The following is a 20,393-nucleotide window of genomic DNA, read 5'->3' on the forward strand; positions in this document are numbered from 1 at the left end:
GGTTTTTATTGGTCTACAAGTTAATGATAGCTAATAACAGTTGATAAGAAGAAAAATCAATAGGCTAATGATATTATACGCGTATTTGATGAATAATTATCGAGTGCCATTACCTATGCCAACAAACCGCGTCATTCTGATTCATGGCTTACATCAAGCCGCATTTGTTATGCGTCCATTGGCTAAACGCTTGCAAGCACAAGGGTTTGATACCCATCAATATGGCTATCGCAGTATGCGTGACGGCATCAAAACCAATAGTGCCCGATTAAATGACTGGCTAGAAAACCATCATCATCCAGACCAGCCAATCGATTTGGTCGGTCATAGTTTGGGCGGTTTAATTATTCGCGATTTTGTCACTGCGTATCCGCAATGGCAAATTGGACGGTGCGTCACACTAGGTACGCCGCATATGGGTAGCATTTGTGCGGATTATATTTGGCGCTTGATCCCAGCTGTGGTGGGACGCTCATATATCGATGCATTAGATGGAACCGTCGCACCTTTACCAAAACACATTGAGCTTGGTGTGATTGCAGGGAATCGCCCGTATGGTTTGGGACAGTTATTTTTGCATCATCATAACCGCAAACTGCGTAAAGCAGATGTGCCACCACTGAAGCAGCAACTTGACCACGATGGCACAGTGTATGTAGAAGAAACCAAAATGGAGGCAGCAGTCGATCATATCGTCATGCCAGTCTCACATACCGGCATGTTAGTTAACAAAGAAGTCGCTAAACAAGCCTTTTACTTTCTAGAGCATGGGAAGTTTGAGCGTTAGATTGGAAAAAAACCAGATAACAAGTTAGATTTAAATTGAGTATAAACTAATGAGCAATAATGAATTTGATCCAAATAAATATAGTTATTTAGAGACTAGACCAAATAATCTTAAAATATTAATTGTTATAATACTCTGCTCTGGCTTATTTGGTGTCTACTCATATTTTAGCGACAAGTCCAAAGTCATAAAGTTAAATGAGCCACCTTTAGACCCTTTTTGGAGTTTTGTTGTTAGTAACGAGCAAGTAGAAGTGTATACTGATTTAGTCAATGTAAATATGGAAAATCAAGACTCTGATAAAGTAGATTATTGGGAAAAGATAGTTATGCTAAACGGATTTGAAGTAAGTGACGACATCAACGATCAAATACTATTGGATTTTGACAAACCTTTAGAGACTATTATTAGTCACTTCTTAGTAAATTGTTCGAATAGTACTTATCAACGTTTAAATACAATTTATACTCAAGTTGATGGCAAAACACGATTTATGAATACATACGACGATCCGTTACCAGCTGTTGCCATCAATGATGATATGTTAAATTATTATAGTTCACAGTATGCTTGTCAAATTAAAGATATGGACATCGCACAACGACTGGCTACGGTCGAATAATCTATTGGTTAACAACAATCGCTTTACTTAACACCCATGCCTTGCTGTAATTCAGTTTTGTGCTTCTCAATTACTGGTATCAAGGTTTGCGTCACCCACTCATTGCGCCAGCCTTTTAAGCCTTCTGGTAGCTTGCTTAAATCTTTATCAAATGCAATCACTTCATACAGCTGCCCCAGCCATTTTTTACGCATTAATACATTAGCAGGCACGCCAATAGCTTCTGCTTGCTCATCGATCGCTTGTTGCACAGCCTTTGACAGCACTTTGTTTTTTGAGCGATAAGGCGGCAATAGACAGTCTGGATATTCAGCAGGATGCAGATTTTTTGCCTCTTTTATTACTTTAAGCAACTCTTCGCCATACAGTCGCAACATGCTACGGTGCATCGTGGTTTTATGCGCCAACTCGCGCATGCTGGTTGGCTTTTCAGTGATAATCTCGCGTACGGCTTGTTTCTTAATCACAAAAGTGCGCGGCTGATTGGTCGAACGCGCCAGCTCTTCTCGCCAAGTCGCCACCGCTTTTAATATCGCCATTTGCTGCGAGTTATAGCGATAATCAGCCATCGTTAAGTACATCGCTTCGTCCTCAACATGCTGAGCGTCGTACAAATCGCTGGCATAAAGCTGACAATCCGCCCAGACATATTCAAACAGTCCTTGCTTTTTTAGCTCGTATTCGAGGCTCAAATAAAGCGCTGGCAAGAAGCGTACGTCATCAATCGCATATTGCTCTTGCTCATCTGAGAGCGGACGCTGTAGCCAGTCCGACTGACTTTGTTCTTTATCGATATGCATATCTAACTGATCATCGAGCGCTTGCTGATAGCCCATTTGCAACTGTCCCGTCAAATAAGACAACGCAATTTGCGTATCAAAAATATTGGTCAATGGCGGGCAACCAGACAACAGATAAAAAATCCCCAAATCTTCACCACAAGCATGCCAAATCGCTACGTCAACTTCGCTAAGCGCTTGCCAAAAATCAGCCAACTGCAATTGCGGCGCATCCAATAAATATACATGATTGCCGGTATTTAGCTGTACCAATGCCAAGCGTGGATAATAAGTATCGCGCTTGATAAACTCGGTATCTAACGCCACTCGCCCGCAAGTCGCCAATGCATCGATGACTTCAGCCAAACCATCTTGCTCACGCACCCACGTGATGGCAACTTCATCCGCAATATCCAATAATGCATCGATATTTGGTTCAGGCGGCACAGCTGTTGACGCTATATCAGTATTAATTGATTGCTTTGATGCATCGTCAGTAGCAGCAGTGTTGTCTGCACGGTTTGATTGGGTAGAAGCGGTTGAAGCTAATGAAGCATTGTTGGACACGGGCAGATACCTGCATAAATAGGAGAAAATAAAACGCCAAACTGCGTCTTAATAAAAGATAACAATAGTAGCAATTAAGCAATTAAGCAATTAAGCAATTAAGCAATTAAGCAATTATAACAAGTTCATAAAATAAAATGGGCAAGATTTGGGTTTTATAGAGAACTTATGAAATTGCTATAGAAAATACTATAAGAAGGAACGATTTTGCATCGCTTGTCCAAGGGTCATACTATCAAGGTACTCCAGCTCGCCACCCATCGGGACACCTTGTGCCAAACGCGTCACTTTATTGACATGACGGCCGACGGCTTCGCTGATAAAGTGGGCGGTGGTCTGCCCTTCGACAGTCGTACCCGTTGCCAAGATCAACTCTTCAACAGGCTCTTGCTTAACCCGCCAGACCAGTTGATCGATATTTAAATCATCAGCGCTAATACCATCAATCGGTGATAAATGACCGCCTAAAACAAAGTAGCGACCACGATAACCTGCCGTTTGCTCGATAGCCATCACATCTGCTGCGGTTTCGACCACGCATAATAGGCCATCATCACGCCTTGGGTCTTGGCATAGTGGACAAACGGCCTCGTCACTAAAACTGTGACAGCGCTCGCACTCAACGATATCACGCATCGCCTCATCAAGCGCTTGCGCCAGTGCCATGCCTTGTGGACGTTTTTTGGTGAGCAGATGCAGCGCCATACGTTGGGCACTTTTTTGACCCACACCCGGCAAAATGCGCAGTTGTTTGACCAGTTGATCAAATTTGGCTGTCAGCAAAGTAACTTCCTTTATTTAACTTAATTTATAAACCGTAGCTATAAAAATGGGGTCGTATCGTGTCGATAACAACCCCATTTTTGTCTTCAATATGCAGTATTTGGCACCTAAAAACTTAACCTTTACAAACTTAGTAGTTAAAAGGCAGTTGCTTAGAACATACCTTGCATACCTGGTGGCAGACCCATACCTGAGGTCGCGCCTGCCATCGTTTCTTCGTACAGCTCATCCGCTTGACGCACCGCGTCATTGATAGCCGCAGCGATTAAGTCTTCGATCATATCCGGCTCATCTTCAAGCAAGCTTGGATCGATGGTCAAACGCTTAACCACATGTCGACCCGTCATAGTGACTTTTACCAAACCACTGCCCGCTTCAGCTTGCACTTCTTTATTGGCCAGCTCTTTTTTAGCATTTTCAACGTTTGCTTCGACTTTCTTTTGCATCGTTTGTGCTTGTTGCATCAATGCTTGGATATTCATAGTTGCCTCTTTGTCTTTATAGTAATGAGTAATATAGTAATGAGTAATTTTTATTAACGTAGATCATAACGTAAATTTTATGCGTTAACGGTGATTATACCGTTATCTTTACAAACTGTCTAAACCACGCGCCAAATCTTTAATGATGTCTTCTACATCTTCCAAGCCGACCGACAGACGAATAAGGCCGTCTTTGACGCCTGCTTCTGCTCGTGCTTCAGGCGTCAGGCGAAAATGGGTAGTGGTCGCCGGATGGGTAATCGTGGTTTTGGCGTCGCCCAAATTATTGGTGATAGAGACCATTTGCGTGGAATCTATCACATGCCATGCAGCGGCTTTTGAATCCTGACTATTTGAATCAGTGCTAGCAGATGGTTTGACTTCAAAACCCATAATAGCACCATAGCCGCCTTTCATATGATGTTGACGCGTCGCCAGTTCATGCGCAGGATGATCGCTCAAACCTGAAAAGTGCACCGTGCTGACATTGGGATGATTGACCAAAAAATCCGCCACTTGATTGGCATTGTTGCAGTGCGCTTGCATACGCAATTTCAGCGTCTCAAGCCCCTTAGTAAAGACCCACGCGTTGAACGGGCTCATGCTGATACCGCCTGAGCGCACCACGGTAAAGGCCTCTTGCATCAGCGCATCGCTACCGACCAAGGCACCGCCCAATACACGACCTTGCCCGTCTAAATACTTGGTCGCAGAATGTATCACCACATCGGCACCCAAGTCGAGTGGACGCTGCAGCGCTGGCGTGGCAAAGCAATTATCCACCACCAATAAGATATCGTTGGCCTTGCATAGCTTGCTTAAATAGTCGATATCACAAATCTGCGCCAATGGATTACTAGGACTCTCACAATAAATAACCTTGGTATTTGGCTGTACAGCCTTAGCCCACGCGTCATTATCGAAGCAATCGACATAGCTGACTTCCACACCGAACTTTGCCATATAATTATTAAATAGACCAATGGATGAGCCAAACAATTGATTGGCAGCAAGCAGATGATCGCCTGCTTTTAAATACGCCAAGCACATGGTCAAAATCGCCCCCATGCCTGAGGCTGTCGCCACCGCACGCTCACCATTTTCAAGCGCTGCCAAACGACGTTCAAAGGTACGCACGCTTGGATTGGTGTGGCGTGAGTAAACGTTGCCCGTCTTGTCACCATTAAAATGCGCTGCCGCGTCCGCCGCCGACTCATAAACATAGGAGCTGGTGGTAAAGATAGCCTCTGAATGCTCGCCTTCATCGGTGCGATGTTGCCCTGCACGCACAGCGATGGTCTGCATGCCATAATCAAGGTCTAAATTGAGCGCGTCACTGCGCCAGTTAGGATCTAATTTATTTAAATGGTTATCATCATGCGCTTGCGACTGACTCATAAATCTTCCGTTACTCTTGTTGGTAGTAAAATAATTCTTAGTAAAATGGTTGAGCATAAAATGACGGCTTATTCTCTAATTATCGACACCATTCATCAGCGTTATCATATCATGTCAACTTATTCCAAACATCTGGTTTCAGAGCACTACTAAATATTATTTTTGAATACGCTTTCGCAGAATACTAAAACCCGAAATTAGAGTTAAATGCGAGCTTAGTCAAGCGCTTAAGCCAAAAAATAACGTATTTATAATAGGCAGATAAGACAACAACTGCTAAGCTTAGCGACTATTTAAGCTTGGCCTAGGACGTTATTTTTATAAGCGTCATCATCAGTGCTATTATTTTATAAAAATGAACATATTCATTAAAATTTTAGCAGCATTCCAATAAAGCAAGGTTCATTAGGGTTAATCAGTTATGTCGATGCTAAGTATAGAACCAAGCAATTTATCGCTCAGTCTAACACTCGGATTAACCTTAGGTCTTAGTGGCTGCCAGAGTTTGCCTGAGAAGCCACATTTGCCTGAGAGCCAAGCGTTATCAGCGCGTGTTAATGCTTTATATCAGCAAGACAGCAAACCTAAAAACAATGACAGTGCTAACAATAAGAATAGTGGCGGTGAAAATACGGATCTGGTCGCGGCCATTAGTGAACAGAACAACGTTCACCCTGATTTGTCCGGCTATCATCCGATTGTGACTGGCGCCAATGCTTTTGCTTCGCGCAGTATCCTGACCGGTATGGCCACGCGCAATATCGATGTGCAATATTATATTTGGCATGATGATCAGGCCGGTCAGCTACTTTTAAAAGACTTATGGGAAGCAGCTGAGCGCGGCGTTATCGTGCGCTTATTGCTCGATGATTTTAATAATAACGCCAAGTTTGATCAGCGTTTATTACGTTTTGCCAGCCACCCAAACATCGCGGTGCGCATTATCAATCCGTTAATGCATCGTAAATTTCAGACCTTAAATTTTGTCACGGGCTTACCGCGTATCAATCGGCGTATGCACAATAAGAGCATGACCTTTGATAAGCAAATTACCATTATTGGCGGTCGAAATATCGGTGATGAATACTTAAGTAACAATCAAAACAGCCAATTTGCGGATTTAGATGTATTACTGATCGGCAAAGTAGTGGCCGATATCGATAATAGCTTTGCTAGCTACTGGTCCTCGCCCATCTCATTTGACATCGAAACGCTGGTAACCGCTGATAAAGGGACAAGTAAAGATTTCTTAGCGTCGTTAGACAAGCTCGATCAAGATGAAAAAAATAATACTCGCAGTAGTTTGGCTGTTTATAAGACCGCCATCGAAGACTCCTCTATCGATACTGATTTAATCAATAAGCAGGTGCCCTTTCGCTGGACGGATATGCAGTTTTTGAGTGATGATGTCGGCAAACTGACCAAAACCGTTCCTGCCAATACCAATTTGGTACATCAGCTGCGTACCTTGCTGGGCACGCCCACCAAGCGCTTGACTATTATTTCATCCTACTTCGTACCAACCAAAGATGGCGTTAAGACGCTGGTACAATTGGCCGAAGCAGGTATTGAAATCAAAATTTTGACCAATTCATTTGATGCAACCGATGTGACGGCGGTGCATTCTGGCTACAGTCAATGGCGTCCCAATTTGCTGCGCTCAGGGGTGAAAATCTACGAGCTTAAGTCCACCGCTGCGGAAGAAAAACGCGAAAACAAACTGTGGAAAGCTCGCAGCCAATCCTCAACCAGCTTACATGCCAAAACCTTTGCTGTGGATGATTATCAGGTGTTTATTGGCTCATACAATGTCGATCCGCGCTCTGCCAATATCAATACCGAAATGGGCGTCATTATTAATGATGAAGAACTGGCAAGCCAGCTACACGGTGCACTCAGCGATGATTTGTTAAATCAGGCGTATGAAGTCAAGTTGCTGGAGAGCGGTGCTTTACAGTGGCATACCATGGAAAATGGTAAAAAAGTGATTTACGATACAGAGCCGCGCGTTGATATGGGTGACCACGTTTGGCTGACCATCATGTCATGGCTGCCAATCGATTGGCTGCTATAGATTATAGGTTCCTTTTAACCAAATTTATAGCGTACTGAATGTCTGTCACTTATTTTAAGAGTCAGTGGCTCATTAGCCTTCGTATTCAAAAAGCCTTATTTTTATTATGCCGGCAAATCATTATCTATCTATATTGATTTGCCGGTTTTTATTATGGTCGGTTATCTAGATGATGACCGTCTTAACAATCAGTTTACTGTGTGGATGCGTGATCTATTATGCCGTCTCGTTCTCAATATGCTTTGATGTCTGCTAAAGACAAAAATATCGTGATGCTTATCAGCTTTAGCAGCGCGGTGACATTTTTTGACTTTTTGATTTATCTGTACATCGCAGATATCGTCTCGCTTGCTTTTTTTCCGGCTAGTACCAGTCCTACCGTCGCCAAGCTACAAGGGCTTGGCCTCTTTACGGTCGGTTATTTGGCACGGCCACTTGGCGGCATTATTTTTGGTCGTTATGGGGATATCAAAGGTCGAAAGCCCATATTACTTATAAGCTTGCTCGTCACTGCTGCCAGTTTATTAGCGATGGCATGTCTGCCGACGTATGCGCAGTGGGGCTTGGTTGCGCCCGCTTTATTTATTTTACTCAGGCTGGTACAGGGGATGGCTTATGGCCTATATGTACCTTTAGCATGGGTTTTTGTGGCGGAACATGTGCCGCGGCAGTATCTTTCTGTAGGTTGTAGCTATGTAACTGCCAGTTTCTTCGTCGGTGTATTATTTTCTAATGCCTTTTTTAGTTGGCTTACCGGAGCAATGACCCCTGAGCAGTTGACGGATTATGGCTGGCGGCTGCCATTTTTTATCGCCTCAATACTGAGCTTTTTGCCGTTACTTGCGTGGCGATTGATTGGTGAATCACCGTTTTTTATCGCGATGGAAAAATCGAAACCCAAGAGCTATTTTGCCAAGCCGCTTACCCTGCTCTTTAAAAATCACAAACATTCAGTATTTGTCGGCATGATGCTGACGTTGATTATTTCTAGCATTACGACTGTCGTCATTCTTTTATTACCAGAGTTAATCGAATTACGCTTTACTTTAGATACTGATTTGTTTGGATTTTCGCACAGTTTGGGTATTGTTTTTATGATTTTTGGCTGCATATTTTATGGCTTAGTGTCTAATCATGAGAATTTTGGCAAAATTTTGGTTGTTGGTTCTGCCTTGTTAATCGCTCAAATGCTTGCTTTCTTTTATCACTTGCAAGCAGGCGGCGACTATATCTTGATTATGTATGCGCTACTGGGCTTCTGTGCTGGCATTGTCGGTATGGTACCGGCTATTCTTGTGCAACTGTTTCCAACCAATGTGCGCCTTACCGGAATGGCTTTTTGTTATAATATCACCTATGGCATCGTGGGCGTACTTATACCTTTTGGGCTGGGCTATGCCACGTTATTTATCAGTTTTTCACCCGCTCTCTATATCGCCTTTATCGGCTTTATTGGCATTATCATGGGACTGTATTTTTACAACTTACCCCAGTTCAAAAGAATTGATCAGGTGGTCTAGCAAGGGCGTATTGAATATTCGCCCATTGTGCTTACGACACCTGTTGTCTCTATGCAAAACACTCACACTCAAAGAATAAAATATTAAGGCTTATTATCCATGGTTGATATGACCAATAAACGACTCTCAGTTGCCCCCATGATCGATTGGACGACGACGGATTATCGTTATTTTGCGCGACTTTTTAATCCGCACGTCTACTTATATACTGAAATGATCAGTACAGGGGCGCTGATACATGGTAATCGAGCACGGCATTTACGCTTTGACGCGCTCGAGCAGCCTATCGTGCTGCAACTTGGCGGTGCAGATATTGATGAGATGACCCAGTGTGCCGAGTTCGCGCAACAGCATGGTTATGATGAGGTTAATATCAATGTTGGTTGCCCATCGGATCGCGTCCAACATAATAAAATTGGCGCTTGTCTCATGGCCGAGCCAAATATTGTCGCTGACTTGGTCAAACACATGCAAACGGCGGTCGATATCCCAGTAACCGTCAAGCATCGTATTGGTATAGATGATTTTGATAGCTATGAGTTTATGGCAGATTTTGTGCAGACGGTCGCTGCTGCTGGTTGTACGCGCTTTATCGTCCACGCTCGCACCGCATGGCTACAAGGTCTTAGCCCCAAGCAAAATCGCGAAATTCCACCATTACGTTACGATGATGTCTACCGCCTCAAACAAGACTTCCCAGACCTTGATGTCGAGATAAACGGTGGTATCGAGACCGTCGCAGATATTCAAGCGCACTTGCAGCATATAGACGGTGTGATGATTGGCCGCGCCTTTTATCATAACCCTTATCTGCTAGCAGAAGCCAATAGCTTATGGGGTGAGCCTGCACCTAAGCGCTCAGATATATTGGCGCAGCTTTATCCTTATCTAGAAGAGCAACTGGCCAAAGGTGAAGCGCTGCCAACGATGACTCGGCATTATTTAGGATTATTTCAAGGGCTGACGGGAGCTCGCAAATGGCGACAGGCATTGAGTGGCAAACCTAAACTGACGATAGATGACGTTAAACAAGCAGCCGCTGAAGTCTTGGCATTAAACCCTGATGCATAGCTCTTTTTGATTAAGCAAATTCTCTTAAGAAAATTTTGATTAAGCGGTTTGCGCTAAATACTGCCCCATCGCTGCGCCATTATTGACAATGTGAAGCAGCATGGGCAGTAGCAGCGAGCCAGATTTGATACGGGCATAGCAAAATATCAATGCCAGCACCACGATAGTGCTGATTTCATAAACGCCATACTGCAAGTGAATCACCGCAAATATTACACTGGTGACGATACTAGCAATGATCGCCCCGCGCAGCTCTTGACTTGGTGAGGCGACGAATTGCTCAGTAATGGCCGACCATAGGATGCCGCGAAAGACCAGCTCTTCGTATAATGGCGCGACTATCACCATCGCAAATACTAGCAGCCACACTGAGCTGACGGACTGATATAACGGATCGACAAACACCAGTGGCGATTTATCAAGCCAGTAAGTCAGCGCCTGACTGCCAATCATAAATATCAATAATATACCTAGCATCCCAACGCCAACCGCGACTGAAAATGGATTAAGCGCAAGATAGCGCTGCCAATTACCGCCTTTTAACCGAATCAACATAACGATGAGGGCGACCAGCAATACACCGCCAATCATAATGGACACACTCACGACCGTGCCATTACTGCTGCCATAGAAAAACACATCAGCCACGTTTGCGCTTTTAATAGCCGGCAGCAGCAGCTTGCCTGCGACATAGACTCCTAGCAGTTGACTGATAAAGAATGCGACGATCATACCTATGGTCAGTAAAAACACTTCCAAGCGTGAAAATAACGGCGAACGCTTAGGCGAGTTTATCAGCCGTTGCTTGGCAGCACTAAAATGATTTGGCATAAAATGGTGACTCAGTGATATAGAGTATCAATGCTGACGACAACTTTATATTAGGACTAGGACACGCCCTAATCTGAGCAGTCAAATAAGTAGCGCGCATGATTTATTTTGGTAGTTGTTGCTTGATTAAGTCCAATACTTGCCGTGACACAGACTCTGGATACTCAAGCGGGAACATATGACCACCCGTATGGGTCGTATAAGGAATACCAAGTCGTGATTTTATTTGCTGCGGGAAACGGCGCTTTAAAAACAAGCTTTCTTCCCCAATAATGAGGGTAACTGGCGGCTTTGGGGCGCGGTTTGGCGTTAGCCAATACCATGAGGGATTGGTTCGAAAGACATCTACCTCAACGGACTTTGGAATCGCTAAGGTCACTTTGCCATCCGCACGCTCATGTAAACCGTGCTCAATGTAACCCTGAAAGCTACGCTCATCAAAGTTTTTAAAAAAACCTTTGTGACGCATTTTATCGTAGGCATCTTCGCGGCTATCCCAAACATCGCGGCGGTGCTTAGATACCCCAGCTGGAGATAGCTTATCCATCAAGCGGTTGTTCATCAATGGTAGCCTATCAGCCGTCTTTGCCAAATGCCAAAAAAAGCTGACTTTACCATAAATCCAAGGGGGATCCATTAATACTGCTTGAGCAAAGTGCTGAGGCTCACGGTACAATGCCTGCATGGTACACATAGCGCCCAGCGAATGTCCAACGGCCACGACTTGCGCGACACCATGCTTCTCACAAGTACTTTTCACACTATCGATAATTTGCTGAGTCAGACTGCGCCAGTGATCATCAACTGGATAGTCAGGATTAGTACCTAACATCGCAATATATTCGATCGTAAAAAACTCACTAAGACCTGCAAAAAATGCTTCATAAACCGCGCTTGGCATACCATTGGCATGGGCAAAATGTATCACGGGCTTCCTTGTTTTTTTAGAGACGGGTAGCGCTGCAAAAGTTTGCAAATTGATGTCACTCATAACAAGCTCTCATTGATTTTTATCATTATGGGATATTAAGGCGTGTATTTTATGGTCATTTTCAAAATGAACACATTCTCAAAATAAAGATACGCCCTAAATAGTAGTTACTTTAATAGTAAGAATGCCTTTAATAGTCGCTGTGCCATTAATAGTCATCAAAGATTATAGCATTCAAAAAATGAGCATGGCGAAAGAAAACCAGACCAATTACTGACGTAAATAAAGCACTGCTTGGTTAAAGCAATTTTGATCAACCAAAGGTATTGTTGGCCTCGGTATTTTTTGGACTTGGTATTTTGTGGACTTAATGTTTTTCGAATACGCTATTCCGTTGGAATGCCCATTATCCATAAATTTGTACTGACCAATAATTAAGGCTGAGCATAATAATACGCTCAGCCTTAATTATTGGTCACAGTAAACCTAACACCATAGGCTTAGCGCATTTCTGCATTACCATCGGTTTGTGGCAAAACATCAAGCTTGACGCTTGAGCCGATACCCGCGCCCAACTTAACTGCAAAGCGATCCATAAATAAACTGAACGGATCGGTTGGGGTATAATTGACGACATTATCGAGCTTTAACTGCTTTTCTAAGCTAGAAATACTGCCTTTTTTATCAGCGAGACCTAAGGCAATCGATTGCTCACCAGTCCAGAACAATCCTGAGAACAGTTTATTCTCTTCTGGGTTTTTTAGACGAGCGCCGCGTCCTTCTTTTACCGCATTGATAAAGTGCTTATGAGTATTGGCCAGCACTTTTTCGACATGCTTTTCTTCATAATCGGTAAGCGGGCGCGATAAGCTTAAGATGTCTTTATATTCACCAGCAGTGATAGTGCGATCTTCAACACCGACTTTATCCATCAAGCCTTCGACATTGTAGCTTGGCATAATCACGCCAATAGAACCAACCAAACTTGATGGGTTCACATAAATCTCGTCTGCCGCTGAGGCAATATAATAAGCACCAGAAGCGCCGATATCACCGATCACCGCATAGAGTTTTTTATCTGGATACTCTTGGCGTAGATCCCTCATTGTCTGCCAAATCTCATCAGACTGTACAGGTGAGCCACCAGGTGAGTTGATATCTAGCGCCACTGCTTTTGAGTTATTATTTTCAAAAGCACGCGTCAATGCTTCGTTGACATCATAAGCATTGGCGACATCACCACTACTGATAGTGCCTTGCAACTCAACCACGGCCAAATGTGGCTTGCTGGTATCCATACCGTCAAGAGCTGATGGCGCTTTACTGCTACAGCCACGGCCAAGGGTCAAAAATATCAATAGGATATAACCAAAGGTCAAGAGTTTGAAAAAGATACCCCAGCGGCGCGCACGGCGTTGCTCTACCACACTAGCGAGCAAGGTATTTTCAATCAAGCGCCATTCTTGTCCGCTCGGCTGGCTTGACTGCGGCATCGGCGCTGGCTGATTTGCCGAATTGTCAGGACGTTTGTTAGGGTCTGGTGGCCAGTTGGGCATATAACTTCCTAAGTCAGAAACAATCTAAAACGATAAAAGAGATGATATAGAAAATGAGGTCAGTAAGAAATCAAATTTTCTCACTGTCTCGGTCATCTATATTAATAGGTTACTAAGTATGGTGCCATTTTGGTTGTGGTTCAATAGTGTAACCGTGAAATATCACCCTATTATAACGCTGCTAGGATGAGGACAATTTTTATGGAGTGGTCTCAAAAGCTAATGCTGCTTCTAAGGCGTTATCATCATAGGTTATTGCTTCACTTATTTGCTGACGGCTGATGACCTCAGTCGTTATTTGCGAGGTACTGTGTCCAAGCCAAGTAACATGACTGTCGGTTCTATTATCCTCAAACGACTCAGCTTGGCAGATCAATGCCCACAGTTGCCAAAGACGCTTATGAGTATCCGCATTAACAATAATACGTGATGGCAGTGACTGATCTTGCGCAGTAAGGTGTTGATTGTCTGTTTGCGTACTTTTTGATATAGAAGGTATTGCCTTTATCATTTGCGCGCTAGCAAGCGGTGAATTTAGGGGATCGGCTGCATTATACTGCCGTATATTAATAGGTAACTTGCTATCAATGACAAGCGTGCACTCCCACACACTGGCATCGTCTATCTCACTCCAGCCCGTGATAGCCTCTAATGATAAAGCGCCGTTGGCGAGCTGCCATGAGTCACCTTGCTCACAGCCTTTCGGGCTGATATACGTTTTGTTAGTGATCTGAGCTGAATCATCAGCTTGGCTTGCTTTTCTATAAAACTTCTCTCGATCGAACCATCGATTACTGCGCCCTGCCTGCCAATACTGGCTAATCGGTAGGCGTTGACTTATTTGAGCAACCGTCATCGGCAACAGCTCAGAGGCATTAGGTTTAAATGTATTGCTTGCCTCATGAGTCGTGAGCGTATCCGTCAGTCCTGTACTGGCTGTCTGCACTATGAGCCCTTCTAAACGTTTAATCGACAAGGTGCGCAACTGCTGTTCTAGTGTTGCGGACAGCTTCTCTGCCGTCAAATTACTTGGCATGGTACGCGTAGCATTAGGCCTATGGTCTGCCAAAAATAACCAACTCACGCTATCCTTTGCTGACTGCGCCTTATTATACTTGCCTCCAATGCCCCCAACCTCATTCATTATAGGATATTGCAGCACAGCAGCGCTTATATAGCGATCTCCAGTGGGCAAGACATATAAAGTTGGTGACGTAGATAATGACTGCTGGTTGGCATATACCGTCATCATTAATAGCGTTAAAGGCGGTAGTGCCAGCCAACGACTGATAAACCCACGCGGTAATAACCAAGGCAATATTGCCAGCAATACCATCAGTAATATCGCCATATTTACTGGCGTATACAACCACGCCTCTGACAGCGCTGGTAATGAAGTCAGCCACCTAATCAAATCATGTAAGCTAGCGACAATGGTACTGACCAGCGCCCAAATACTATCGGCAAGTGCAGGCCATAATAAATAACAAAGCCCTGCTAATAGATTGAGCGGTACGATAACCCAGCCAAATAAACCAATCGCAAATAAATTAATGACCAATCCCCATAGCGAGGCTTTGCCAAACAACAGCAAGGTAATGGGCAGCAGGGCGATAAATAGCCAGCATTGCAGTTTAAAGACACGCTTGCCTGTGAGCCATGCCTTTCTAAGTAAAATACGGCTATATTTACTATCACCATGAGAGAAAGGTATATCTGATTGCGATAATGCTGAGTTGTTTTGCGCCTGTGAGCCACTATCGTACTTTAGCAAGAGCGCCACAGCGATAAAAGACAGCCAATAACCAGCCTGCCACAGCACATAAGGATCAAGCCATGCCATCAAGACTGCTAGCGCTAACAATACTCGCATCGTACTAATCGGTAGTAAGGTTAATCGTACCAGACCTATCGCCAGTAACATCCATGCGGTTCGCGCTGCCGGCACATCAAAGCCAGTAAATAGCGCATAAATAAAAGCGGCACTGATCATCACCCACCAGCGCACTTGCCAGCGTGGTATGCGACGATATAGGGCTGGATACAGACGATTGAACGATAATACAACTGCTCCTGCCAGCATAATCGCTAAAAACAACACATGAGTGCCAGAGATAGCCAGCAAATGTGAAATACCAGCCAACTGATACAGATCCTTGGTATCACGATTGATCAAGCTGCGATCACCTGTGAGCAAACTTAAAGTGACCGCTTTTGCTTGCTGCGCAGCGGTAGTTTGTCCCACCCAATCTTGATAAAAATGCTGCCGCAATTGCCAACGCCCTTGGTCAATCCGAGTACGAAAACGCTTAAGATAGGAATGAGAATTAGCGTCCAGTGCAGACGACTCATCGAGCGCAAAAGGCAAGGTGCTAGTCGCCACTATATTGGCTACCCCATCGATATGACGACCTCGTAACCAGCGATAACTGTCAAAACCAGAAGGGTTATTAATCGCTTGCTCAGAGGTAGCAAGCGCTGCGAGTGTTAGCGTCATAAATAACTGATCACCCGGCTGCAGCTGGTTTACGTCAATCATCTGCGAGCTTTTAGAGCCGCTTTTTGGATAAGCATTGAGTAGCACGCGGTATTTGATGTCGTTAGCAATGTTTTCAGCTTTTTCGTTCAAATCAGCGCCAGCTAAACTATTATTGCTTAGGCTATTATCAATATTTGTAACATAATCGGCCGCAATGCTATCTAATTCCTGAGCCGTTAGCTCAGAGATCAATGGCGACATATGACTAATGGTAGCGATTTGTCGATAGCCGCTATTGGTGACGTCATCATAAACGCTATCGCTAATACCCTCGATAGTAACCAACGCTTGCACACGTATAGGCTCAATAATTTTTGTTGCTTCTGCCCGCTGGTAACCCATCAAAGCTTGTAATGCACTACCAATCACTAACCCTATTGCCAGTATCATTATCAGCGAATAATTGATCATTCGAATGGGGAGTTTAGAGGGAGAAGAACCGTATGGAGAGGTATTTTGAGGAACAGAAGGCTGAGAGAAGTCGCCTTGAGAAGAAAGCTTATGGACGTCCACTGAGCTTATAGACAGAGCTTGACGCTGGTTAATAGCTATCAAAATAATAGCGACGATGACTAATAGTAGCGGTAACAACGTAGTGGCGCCGCTCATAGCTATTAACGAGTTAAATGGTATCGCCATACTATCTGCGACTGCCAAAACCCCCATCATAGCGATAATCACTAAACTGCCAAGTAACCAGTACACCAGCGCTCCTTGCTTGATGAGCTGAACGTTTAAATACGACCAATTTTGCTTGAGTGTTGCCAGTCAAAAACGGGCGGGAATCTATAGCTTCACGCTAGCAATAAAGACTGTCGTTAGAGCGTGTACTCATGTTGGAAATAGTGATAAAAATGAGATAAATGGTAACAAAATAAGAAAAGTAGCGCGGATAATATCAGGATATTGTCCAGCTATTTAACGCCATTTGGCAAGATTTGGCCATTTTTTAACCCTTTAGTCGCTACCATTCAGATCGAGGCCACGCCCTCGTCCAGCAATAGCATTTATTTTTTTATTACCCTATACTCACGGGACATATTGCAATACTGATTATTCAATACCATTACTTTGTTTTTCTGATACTATTCCTACCCGTATTTTATTCCTAATATCTCTTTATATCAGCCCATCAATGTGATTGAACCAGCGGTTGATAACGATTAAAGGCGATGCTGTGTCCCAAAAACGTCTTAAAAACTTGCTGCCCACACCAGAGAAAATTCTAGAAAGCCGCATTTTAAAATTATTTGCACCGCATTTGGCTGATCCGCGCTTATGGCATTTTAACCGGCACAGCTTAAATAAAGCGGTCTATATCGGCGTGCTCAGTGCATTTTTTCCGCTACCCGGACAGATGTTATTAGCATTAATTGGCTCGCTAATTTTTCGTGCCAATGTCCCTATGGCGCTTGGTTTAACTTGGATTACCAACCCTGTCACTAGCCTACCTATCTTTTACGCTGGTTACTACATCGGTGCCAAAATTCTTGACGTGCCGATGATCAGTTTACGGCTTATTGGCAGAATGATTGCTGACTTTAGCTTATGGGCACTATCTGATGGTGCCAACCCCTTTATCACATATCAAGGCACTGTATCGTTAACCGCATTCTGTGTGGGTATCACTATCCTTGCCGTCATTACTAGCATCGTTTGTGGCTTGGCATTTAAGGCAATTTGGCGTTATAAAACCGTCACCAGCTGGCAAAAACGCCAACACAAACCTATCGACAAGACACCTAAACGCTGATGGATGCTTTCAATACAGCGCTTAGGCATTTTGATCAATCGTCTTCTTTCTCTTTCTCTATTGCCGCAATGACATTGTCTGTAAATCTGCTATCCATCTCAAATATATCGATCACTTGTTCATCTTTGAGCAGCGTATAGCGTTTGCCAGTGGCGCTGTCTTGTGCTTTTAGATCGTAATCAACGCCCGCAAGCGTAATAGCATCAAAAACTGGGGTAAGCAGTTCAATCTGCGCCTGCCTATCAATGGTGTCAAATAGGGTTGGATCCATATAGGGTTTTAATGGTTCATTGCCCTCTTCCGCACTGCCGAAAGCAGCGATTGGATCTTCATCTTCGTTCATTGTATTTATCCTTGTAACGTGAGACAGGACTACTGTCGTCAATGTTATATAAATCGACTACATTAGGGCGTGTCCTCATTTTAAAAATGGTCATGAAAATAAGATAAATTGCCGTCAAACGAGGAAAATAGCGCAAATAATATCGAGATATTAATCAGCTATTTGACAATATTTGGCAAAATTTAGCCATTTTTAGTCCATTTAGATACAAGCGTTTGAATTGAGGACACGCTCTAGGCAAATGGTACGGTTAAACAGTTTCGACGCATTAATACTGTTCCCAATGACCATTACGTAGCAACATTTGGCGATCTGCCAGCGCCGCCAAGTTACGGTCATGGGTCACCATCAATAGTGCTGTTTGCATGGTACTTTGCAGCTCTGATAACAAGCCAAAAACACTTTGTGCATTGTCATAATCCAAGTTGCCTGTTGGCTCATCTGCCAATATGAGCGAGGGTTTGGTGACGAGGGCACGGGCAATGGCCACGCGTTGACGCTCACCGCCTGACAGCTCGCCTGGCCTGTGCGCCAAACGATGCTCCAGACCAACGCTTTTTAGGATGGCAATCGCTTGGTCTCTTGCCTCAGTCGTCGATACTTTAGGGCGCAGCAGCAGTGGCATCGCGACGTTTTCAATCGCTGTAAACTCTGCTAACAGATGATGAAATTGATAAATAAACCCTAGGTGCTTGTTACGCATCGCCCCGCGTTCAGTCTCATTCATGCTGTTTAACAACTGACCATGCAGCCAGACTTCACCACTGGTTGGCGTATCCAATCCGCCCAGCAAGTGTAGCAAGGTGCTTTTTCCTGAGCCACTGGTGCCAACGATAGCGATGCGCTCGCCAGCATTGACGGTCAAATCCAAGCCTGTCAATACTTGGGTACTAACCGCGCCTTCATCATATATCTTATTGATATTGGTCGCCTTTAAAATGGCAGACATAGCACTTCCTTTATTTTATTGATACCGATATTCATGATTTTTTAATTTGGCTAACACTTATCACCTGCAGCATAGTTGCTTAAAACGAGGCTATTCTCACTTTAATGGCTTCTCATTTTAATGATAACTACGCCTCGCTTGAGTATCAATTACTCATAACGCAACGTTTGCGCAGGTTGAATTTTAGCCGCTCGGCGCGCTGGATAAATAGTGGCCAAAAAGCTCAATACAAATGACGCACCAGTGATCAATATCACATCCGTTAAGCGCAGCTGTGATGGTAGATAATTAACGAAGTAAGCATCGAAGAGATTGAGACCGAAGGCTTGATTAATGAAGCCTAAGATATCGCTCACTGTCAACGCAAATATCACACCCAAAATCGTACCTGCAATCGTACCAATAAAGCCGATGACCACGCCTTGTACCATAAAGACCTGTGTAATCAGACGAGGAGATGCCCCAAAAGTCTTTAGAATCGCAATATCAGCTTTTTTATCGGTGACCAGCATGACCAGACTTGAGACAATATTAAATGCTGCCACTAGGATGATTAAGAACAGTAGCAACCCGACCATGGCTTTTTCCATTTGGATCGCCCCAAATAGATTGCCGTGCGTTTGCGTCCAGTCATTCGGATAGAGGCGATCAGGAGCAATCGCAGCCGCTTTTTGGGCAGCAATGGGCGCGGTAAAGATATCGTTTAGCTTCATACGGATACCTTGAGCGCCATCGGGGAGGCGGAGCAACTTACCGGCATCACTCATCGGGATAAAGGCCATGAGGCTGTCCACTTCTGGGCTGATACTGAAAATACCCGTCAAGGTAAAACGCTTAAAGCGCGGTATCACACCAGCCGGTGATGGCGATGCTTCTGGCAACACCAAAGTCACCTTATCACCGATGCTCAAGCCCAACGATTGCACCATCTCTTCACCCAGCACAATACTGAAATCACCCGCTTGTAGAGTATCGATACTGCCTTCAGTCATGTGATCGTTAATGATCGAGACGTTTTTTTCGTACTGAGGATCGACACCAGTGACCATGATACCTGCCACTTGACCATTCGAGGTCAGCATGCCTTGCAGCTGAATAAAGGGCGCGACGGCAGCGACTTCTGGATCTTCTTTAATACGATCAGCCAATTGCTCCCAATCACCAATCACCTCGGTTGAGATAACGGTTGCTTGCGGCACCATGCCCAAAATACGGGTCTTTAACTCACGGTCAAAACCATTCATCACCGACAAAACCGTAATCAATACGGCAACCCCAAGGGTCAAACCTATCATCGAGATCAGCGATATAAAGGAGATAAAGCCATTACTACGCTCTGCTCGGGTGTATCGTAAGCCGATAAATAACGCTAAAGGACGAAACATATTCAAACTCTTTATCTTATCTA

The 20,393-nt window shown here is 44.2% G+C and carries 17 protein-coding genes; 6 read left to right on the top strand and 11 right to left on the bottom strand.

Going from position 1 to position 20,393, the window contains the following annotated elements; translation table 11 throughout:
• Nucleotides 1-88: 88 nt before the first annotated feature.
• Both AAEY80_RS06890 and AAEY80_RS06895 read left to right on the top strand, forming a co-directional pair.
• Nucleotides 89-787, top strand: a complete 699-nt coding sequence (locus AAEY80_RS06890; protein ID WP_025651274.1) for an esterase/lipase family protein — start codon at nt 89-91, stop codon at nt 785-787.
• 49 nt (nt 788-836) lie between these two features.
• Nucleotides 837-1,409 carry a hypothetical protein gene (locus tag AAEY80_RS06895; protein WP_201575667.1) on the top strand — a complete coding sequence of 191 codons (573 nt, stop codon included), beginning with the start codon at nt 837-839 and terminating at the stop codon, nt 1,407-1,409.
• A gap of 23 nt (nt 1,410-1,432) precedes the next feature.
• On the opposite strand, the gene AAEY80_RS06900 is transcribed toward AAEY80_RS06895, so the two are convergent.
• The 4 genes from AAEY80_RS06900 to AAEY80_RS06915 all read right to left on the bottom strand — a co-directional run bounded on the left by AAEY80_RS06900 (nt 1,433) and on the right by AAEY80_RS06915 (nt 5,418).
• Entirely contained in the window at nt 1,433-2,755 is a 1,323-nt protein-coding gene (locus AAEY80_RS06900; protein WP_101212110.1) for a ribonuclease D, read from the bottom strand.
• A gap of 189 nt (nt 2,756-2,944) precedes the next feature.
• Nucleotides 2,945-3,538, bottom strand: a complete 594-nt coding sequence (recR, locus tag AAEY80_RS06905) for a recombination mediator RecR (RefSeq protein WP_025651277.1) — start codon at nt 3,536-3,538, stop codon at nt 2,945-2,947.
• A 152-nt stretch (nt 3,539-3,690) separates the two neighbouring features.
• Nucleotides 3,691-4,020: a YbaB/EbfC family nucleoid-associated protein gene (locus AAEY80_RS06910; RefSeq protein ID WP_025651278.1), complete on the bottom strand. Its 330-nt coding sequence runs from the start codon at nt 4,018-4,020 to the stop codon at nt 3,691-3,693.
• Between the two features lie 108 nt (nt 4,021-4,128).
• Nucleotides 4,129-5,418, bottom strand: coding sequence for an O-succinylhomoserine sulfhydrylase (locus AAEY80_RS06915; protein WP_025651279.1), 1,290 nt, complete (start codon nt 5,416-5,418; stop codon nt 4,129-4,131).
• A gap of 421 nt (nt 5,419-5,839) precedes the next feature.
• Between AAEY80_RS06915 and AAEY80_RS06920 the strand changes: the two genes are divergently transcribed.
• From AAEY80_RS06920 to dusA, 3 genes are all read left to right on the top strand, one after another.
• Nucleotides 5,840-7,492, top strand: coding sequence for a phospholipase D family protein (locus AAEY80_RS06920; RefSeq protein WP_201566585.1), 1,653 nt, complete (start codon nt 5,840-5,842; stop codon nt 7,490-7,492).
• A 218-nt stretch (nt 7,493-7,710) separates the two neighbouring features.
• On the top strand, nt 7,711-9,012 hold the full coding sequence (locus tag AAEY80_RS06925; RefSeq protein ID WP_101212107.1) for an MFS transporter: 1,302 nt from the start codon (nt 7,711-7,713) through the stop codon (nt 9,010-9,012).
• 99 nt (nt 9,013-9,111) lie between these two features.
• Nucleotides 9,112-10,083, top strand: a complete 972-nt coding sequence (gene dusA / locus AAEY80_RS06930; protein ID WP_201566587.1) for a tRNA dihydrouridine(20/20a) synthase DusA — start codon at nt 9,112-9,114, stop codon at nt 10,081-10,083.
• Nucleotides 10,084-10,122: 39 nt separating this feature from the next.
• On the opposite strand, the gene AAEY80_RS06935 is transcribed toward dusA, so the two are convergent.
• The 4 genes from AAEY80_RS06935 to AAEY80_RS06950 all read right to left on the bottom strand — a co-directional run bounded on the left by AAEY80_RS06935 (nt 10,123) and on the right by AAEY80_RS06950 (nt 16,645).
• Nucleotides 10,123-10,914, bottom strand: coding sequence for a CPBP family intramembrane glutamic endopeptidase (locus AAEY80_RS06935; protein ID WP_201566590.1), 792 nt, complete (start codon nt 10,912-10,914; stop codon nt 10,123-10,125).
• 103 nt (nt 10,915-11,017) lie between these two features.
• The gene (locus tag AAEY80_RS06940) at nt 11,018-11,905 is read right to left on the bottom strand and encodes an alpha/beta fold hydrolase (RefSeq protein ID WP_025651284.1); all 888 of its coding nucleotides are present in this window, start codon (nt 11,903-11,905) and stop codon (nt 11,018-11,020) included.
• A gap of 440 nt (nt 11,906-12,345) precedes the next feature.
• Nucleotides 12,346-13,401, bottom strand: coding sequence for a signal peptide peptidase SppA (gene sppA, locus AAEY80_RS06945; RefSeq protein ID WP_025651285.1), 1,056 nt, complete (start codon nt 13,399-13,401; stop codon nt 12,346-12,348).
• A 199-nt stretch (nt 13,402-13,600) separates the two neighbouring features.
• Entirely contained in the window at nt 13,601-16,645 is a 3,045-nt protein-coding gene (locus AAEY80_RS06950) for a ComEC/Rec2 family competence protein (protein WP_350588099.1), read from the bottom strand.
• A gap of 472 nt (nt 16,646-17,117) precedes the next feature.
• Between AAEY80_RS06950 and AAEY80_RS06955 the strand changes: the two genes are divergently transcribed.
• Nucleotides 17,118-17,693 carry a DUF2062 domain-containing protein gene (locus tag AAEY80_RS06955; RefSeq protein WP_025651287.1) on the top strand — a complete coding sequence of 192 codons (576 nt, stop codon included), beginning with the start codon at nt 17,118-17,120 and terminating at the stop codon, nt 17,691-17,693.
• 34 nt (nt 17,694-17,727) lie between these two features.
• Here the strand turns inward: AAEY80_RS06955 and AAEY80_RS06960 are convergent, their stop codons facing one another.
• The 3 genes from AAEY80_RS06960 to AAEY80_RS06970 all read right to left on the bottom strand — a co-directional run bounded on the left by AAEY80_RS06960 (nt 17,728) and on the right by AAEY80_RS06970 (nt 20,370).
• Nucleotides 17,728-18,036, bottom strand: coding sequence for a hypothetical protein (locus AAEY80_RS06960; RefSeq protein ID WP_025651288.1), 309 nt, complete (start codon nt 18,034-18,036; stop codon nt 17,728-17,730).
• 268 nt (nt 18,037-18,304) lie between these two features.
• Nucleotides 18,305-18,985 carry a lipoprotein-releasing ABC transporter ATP-binding protein LolD gene (gene lolD, locus AAEY80_RS06965; protein WP_025651289.1) on the bottom strand — a complete coding sequence of 227 codons (681 nt, stop codon included), beginning with the start codon at nt 18,983-18,985 and terminating at the stop codon, nt 18,305-18,307.
• Between the two features lie 149 nt (nt 18,986-19,134).
• Entirely contained in the window at nt 19,135-20,370 is a 1,236-nt protein-coding gene (locus tag AAEY80_RS06970; protein ID WP_025651290.1) for a lipoprotein-releasing ABC transporter permease subunit, read from the bottom strand.
• Nucleotides 20,371-20,393 lie beyond the last annotated feature (23 nt).

This window comes from Psychrobacter sp. 78a-MNA-CIBAN-0178 (assembly GCF_040309625.1).
GTDB classification, from domain to species: domain Bacteria; phylum Pseudomonadota; class Gammaproteobacteria; order Pseudomonadales; family Moraxellaceae; genus Psychrobacter; species Psychrobacter okhotskensis.

Bases quoted from the DNA above. Each gene is read 5' to 3' on its own strand.
- AAEY80_RS06970 (WP_025651290.1), bottom strand. From the start codon at position 20,370: ATGTTTCGTCCTTTAGCGTTATTTATCGGCTTACGATACACCCGAGCA.
- AAEY80_RS06895 (WP_201575667.1), top strand. From the start codon at position 837: ATGAGCAATAATGAATTTGATCCAAATAAATATAGTTATTTAGAGACT.
- AAEY80_RS06910 (WP_025651278.1), bottom strand. From the start codon at position 4,020: ATGAATATCCAAGCATTGATGCAACAAGCACAAACGATGCAAAAGAAA.
- lolD (WP_025651289.1), bottom strand. From the start codon at position 18,985: ATGTCTGCCATTTTAAAGGCGACCAATATCAATAAGATATATGATGAA.
- AAEY80_RS06920 (WP_201566585.1), top strand. From the start codon at position 5,840: ATGTCGATGCTAAGTATAGAACCAAGCAATTTATCGCTCAGTCTAACA.
- dusA (WP_201566587.1), top strand. From the start codon at position 9,112: ATGGTTGATATGACCAATAAACGACTCTCAGTTGCCCCCATGATCGAT.
- sppA (WP_025651285.1), bottom strand. From the start codon at position 13,401: ATGCCCAACTGGCCACCAGACCCTAACAAACGTCCTGACAATTCGGCA.
- AAEY80_RS06925 (WP_101212107.1), top strand. From the start codon at position 7,711: ATGCCGTCTCGTTCTCAATATGCTTTGATGTCTGCTAAAGACAAAAAT.
- AAEY80_RS06890 (WP_025651274.1), top strand. From the start codon at position 89: ATGAATAATTATCGAGTGCCATTACCTATGCCAACAAACCGCGTCATT.
- AAEY80_RS06940 (WP_025651284.1), bottom strand. From the start codon at position 11,905: ATGAGTGACATCAATTTGCAAACTTTTGCAGCGCTACCCGTCTCTAAA.
- AAEY80_RS06915 (WP_025651279.1), bottom strand. From the start codon at position 5,418: ATGAGTCAGTCGCAAGCGCATGATGATAACCATTTAAATAAATTAGAT.
- AAEY80_RS06935 (WP_201566590.1), bottom strand. From the start codon at position 10,914: ATGCCAAATCATTTTAGTGCTGCCAAGCAACGGCTGATAAACTCGCCT.
- AAEY80_RS06960 (WP_025651288.1), bottom strand. From the start codon at position 18,036: ATGAACGAAGATGAAGATCCAATCGCTGCTTTCGGCAGTGCGGAAGAG.